We start from the raw sequence: 4,487 nt of genomic DNA, 5'->3' as shown, positions 1-4,487 counted from the left end.
TCGGCGGGAAACAGGTCTTCATATTTTCGCCCCCCTTTCTTATGAAACCAACCCTCACTATCCTGCCGCGGGTTTGCCGCCGCTTCGGGTTTCTGGCCTTGCTGCTGCTGGTGGCAGGGTTGCCGCTGACCCCGACTTTTGCCCAGGCCCCCGGGCTCACCGGCCGCGGCCCCGCGCGCAACCAGCTTAACGCGCCCGCCACGGTCAGCCCGGCCTTTGGCTTCGACCGCTTTATGAGCAGCGCGCCGGCCACGCCGGGCAGCGGGAAGGTCTTGAGCCCGCCGCGCGGTGGGCGGAAGCAGAGCGGAGTGGGGGGCACGACAACTTCATCAGCTACTCCGTTGAGGGGCTTTCAAGTGGTGGTCCCAGGCGATGATGGCGGCGGCGGCACCCCTAGCAATTCCCCCTTTATCGACAGCCTCGTGCCCACGAGCGGGCCGGTGGGCACGAGCGTGACGCTGACGGGCGACAATTTCACCGGCGCGACGGGCATCCGATTCAACGGCATGACGGCCGGCACCTTCAGCGTGACGAATGGCACCACCGCCACGGCCACCGTGCCGGCGGGGGCCACCAGCGGCAACGTGACCATTGTTACGCCGGGCGGCACCAGCAACGGGAGGTCCTTCACGGTTACGGTGCCGGCGCCGCTGGCCATCACCAGCCGGGCGCCCGTGCGCAACCTGCGCAACGCGGCGGCCGCTGCCCCCGTGGCCGTGACCTTTAATCAACAGATGCAGAACACGGCCGCCACCCAGCAGGCGGTGCGGGTGTTCAGCCAGCAGCGGGGCGGGCGGCTGTTTGGCACCCAGGGCGGGGCGGCCAGCGTGAGCGGCAGCACCATCACCTTCAACCCGACGAATAACTTCCGGCCCGGCGAGACGCTGCTGGTGACCACCACCACCGCCGCCACGGCCACGGCCACCGGCGTGGGCACTCTGGCCCGCGGGCAGGTGCACCAGTTCACGGCGGCTACTGGCGGCACGGGCCGGGGCAACTTCGTGGCCCCGGCCATCAACGCCAACCCCGCCGTGGGCGTTGCCCCGCGCAGAGTGGCGGTGGGCGACGTGGACGGCGACGGCGACCTGGACCTGCTCACGGCCAACGAATTCAGCAACACGGTGAGCGTGCGGCTCAACAACGGCACGGGCAGCTTCTCGGCCCCGGCCCCGGCCACCACCACCACCCCCGAGGTGGGCGTAGGCAATCGCCCATTAAGCGTGGCTTTGGGCGACGTGGACGGCGACGGCGACCTGGACCTGCTCACGGCCAACGCCAGCAGCAGCACGGTGAGCGTGCGGCTCAACGACGGGATGGGCAACTTTACGCCGCCGGTCACCAACCCCGAGGTCACCGTGGGCTCTTTGCCCAGCAGCGTGGCTTTGGGCGACGTGGACGGCGACGGCGACCTGGACCTGCTAGCGTCCAACTTCGACCTCAACGGCACGGTGAGCGTGCGGCTCAACAACGGCACGGGCAACTTCTCGGCCCCGACAATTAACCCCGAGGTCACCGTGGGCACCCGCCCAGTAAGCGTGGCTTTGGGCGACGTGGACGGCGACGGGGACCTGGACCTGCTTACGGCCAGCCGATTTGGGAATACGGTGAGCGTGCGGCTCAACGACGGCACGGGCAACTTCACGGCCCCGGCTGCCAACCCCGAAGTGGGCGTGGGCGCTAACCCCGCCAGCGTGGCGTTGGGCGACGTAGACGGCGACGACGACCTCGACTTACTCACGGCCAACTTCAACACAAGTGGCACGGTGAGCGTGCGGCTCAACGACGGGATGGGCAACTTCACGGCCCCGGCTACCAACCCCGAAGTGGGCGTGGGTCCCACCCCGCAGAGCATGACGCTGGGCGACGTGGACGGCGACGGCGACCTCGACTTACTCACGGCCAACTTCAACACAAGTGGCACGGTGAGCGTGCGGCTCAACGACGGGATGGGCAACTTCACGGCCCCGGCTACCAACCCCGAAGTGGGCGTGGGCAACCAGTCGGGCAGCGTGGCGGTGGGCGACGTGGACGGCGACGGCGACCTCGACTTACTCACGGCCAACGTCGGCGCCAACACGGTGAGTGTGCGGCTCAACCAGGCATCCGCGCCGGGGCTCACGAGCCTCTCGCCCGCGAGCGGACCGGTGGGCACGAGCATCACGCTGACGGGCACGGGCTTCACCGGGGCCACGGGCGTGAGCTTCAACGGTACGGCGGCCGGCACCTTCGCCGTGACGAGCGCCACTACGGCCACGGCCACCGTGCCGGCGGGGGCCAGCAGCGGCAACGTGACCATCAGCACGCCAGGCGGCACGTCCGGCGGGGTGGCCTTCACGGTGGTGCCGCCGCTGACCATCACCAGCTTCACGCCCCTGAGCGGGCCGATAGCCACGAGCGTGACCATCGCGGGCACCGGCTTCGACGCCGTGGCCAGCCAGAACGTGGTGTTCTTCGGGGCCACGCGGGCGGCCGTGACGGCGGCCAGCCCCACCAGCCTGACGGTGAGCGTGCCGCTGGGCGCGACGTACCAGTACCCCTCGGTCACGAACCTGACCAGCGCCCGCACGGCCTACGCCGGCCAGCCCTTCGTCGTGACCCTGAACGGGGCCGTGGCCTTCGCCGCCAAAGTGGACGTTGCCACCGGCAGCCAGCCCTACTCGGTGAGCATCGGGGACGTGGACGGGGACGGCAAGCCCGACCTGGCCGTGGCCAATTCCAGCAGCGCCACGGTGTCGGTGCTGCGCAACACGGGCACGGCGGGCACGGCCAGCTTCGCCGCCAAAGTGGACTTCGCTACCGGCAATAGTCCCTTTTCGGTGAGCATCGGGGACGTGGACGGGGACGGCAAGCCCGACCTGGCCGTGGCCAATTTCAGCAGCGCCACGGTGTCGGTGCTGCGCAACACGGGCACGGCGGGCACGGCCAGCTTCGCCGCCAAAGTGGACGTTGCCACCGGCGAGGGTCCCCGCTCGGTGAGCATCGGGGACGTGGACGGGGACGGCAAGCCCGACCTGGCCGTGGCCAATCAGTTCAGCAACACGGTGTCGGTGCTGCGCAACACGGGCACGGCGGGCACGGTCAGCTTCGCCGCCAAAGTGGACTTTACCACCGGCAGCCTGTCCTTTTCGGTGAGCATCGGGGACGTGAACGGGGACGGCCAGCCCGACCTGGCCGTGGCCAATAATGGCAGCGCCACGGTGTCGGTGCTGCGCAACACGGGCAACACGGGCACGGTCAGCTTCGCCGCCAAAGTGGACTTCCCCACCGGCACAAATCCCGTTTCGGTGAGCATCGGGGACGTGGACGGGGACGGCCAGCCCGACCTGGCCGTGGCCAATAATGGCAGCAATACGGTATCGGTGTTGCGCAACACGGGCACGGCGGGCACGGTCGGCTTCGCCGCCAAAGTGGACTTCCCCACCGGCGCGAATCCCTTTTCGGTGAGCATCGGGGACGTGGACGGGGACGGCCAGCCCGACCTGGCCGTGGCCAATGTCAACAGCGCCACGGTGTCGGTGCTGCGCAACACGGGCACGGCGGGCACGGCCAGCTTCGCCGCCAAAGTGGACTTTACCACCGGCAGCCAGCCCATTTCGGTGAGCATCGGGGACGTGGACGGGGACGGCAAGCCCGACCTGGCCGTGGCCAATGTCAACAGCGCCACGGTGTCGGTGCTGCGCCAGGTGGGGCCGCCGCCGGTCATCAGCAGCCTCTCGCCCACCAGCGGCCCGGCGGGCACGAGCATCACGCTCACGGGCACTAACTTCACCGGGGCCACGGGCGTGAGCTTCAACGGCACGGCCGCCATCACCTTCAGCGTGACGAATGCCACCACGGCCACGGCCACCGTGCCGGCGGGCGCCACCAGCGGCAACGTAACCATCACCACGCCCGGCGGTACCAGCAACGGGGTGGCCTTCACCGTGTGCGCGGCCCCGGTGGCCCTGGCCCAGGCCGCCACGGTGCAGCTCGATGCCACCGGCAACGCTACCATCACGGCGGCCACGGTGAATAACGGCTCCACCGCGGACTGTGGCTTCGGGGCCGGCGGCGGGCTGAGCGTGTCGCCCAGCAGCTTTACCTGCGCCAACCGCGGGGCCAACCCCGTGACGCTGACCGTGACCGATGTCTTCGGCAATACTGCGACGGCGACGGCGACCGTGACCGTGGAGGACNNATCACCTGGACGGCAACCGACGGGGCGGGCAATAAAGCCACGTATGACCAGAGCATCATCGTGACCGATAACGAGGCCCCCGTGGCCCGCACCAAACCGGTGACGGTCACGCTCAGCCTGGGCACAGCCACCATTACGGCCGCCGATGTAGATAACGGCAGCTCCGACAACTGCGGCATCGCCACCCGCAGGGTGAGCCCAAGCAGCTTCAGCTGCGCCACGCTGGGGGCCCGCATCGTGACCCTCACGCTCACCGACGCCCAGGGCAATGCCACTTCGGCGACGGCCACGGTAACGGTGCTGGGCAGTA

Annotated in this window: 1 protein-coding gene and 1 pseudogene; both read left to right on the top strand. The window is 69.3% G+C overall.

All coding sequences use genetic code 11. The features are described 5' to 3' along the window. The first annotated feature begins 41 nt into the window (after positions 1–41). The gene (locus ABD833_RS08290) at positions 42–4,241 is read left to right on the top strand and encodes a beta strand repeat-containing protein (RefSeq protein WP_345072257.1); all 4,200 of its coding nucleotides are present in this window, start codon (positions 42–44) and stop codon (positions 4,239–4,241) included. Then, a pseudogene (locus tag ABD833_RS08285) lies at positions 4,238–4,487 on the top strand (hypothetical protein); the annotation flags it as partial. The gene ABD833_RS08290 and the pseudogene ABD833_RS08285, both read left to right, overlap by 4 nt.

It is taken from the genome of Hymenobacter fastidiosus, assembly GCF_039539565.1.
GTDB lineage: Bacteria > Bacteroidota > Bacteroidia > Cytophagales > Hymenobacteraceae > Hymenobacter > Hymenobacter fastidiosus.
Note: the sequence above shows the minus strand (reverse complement) of the source record. Positions and strands in the feature narration are given on the sequence as shown.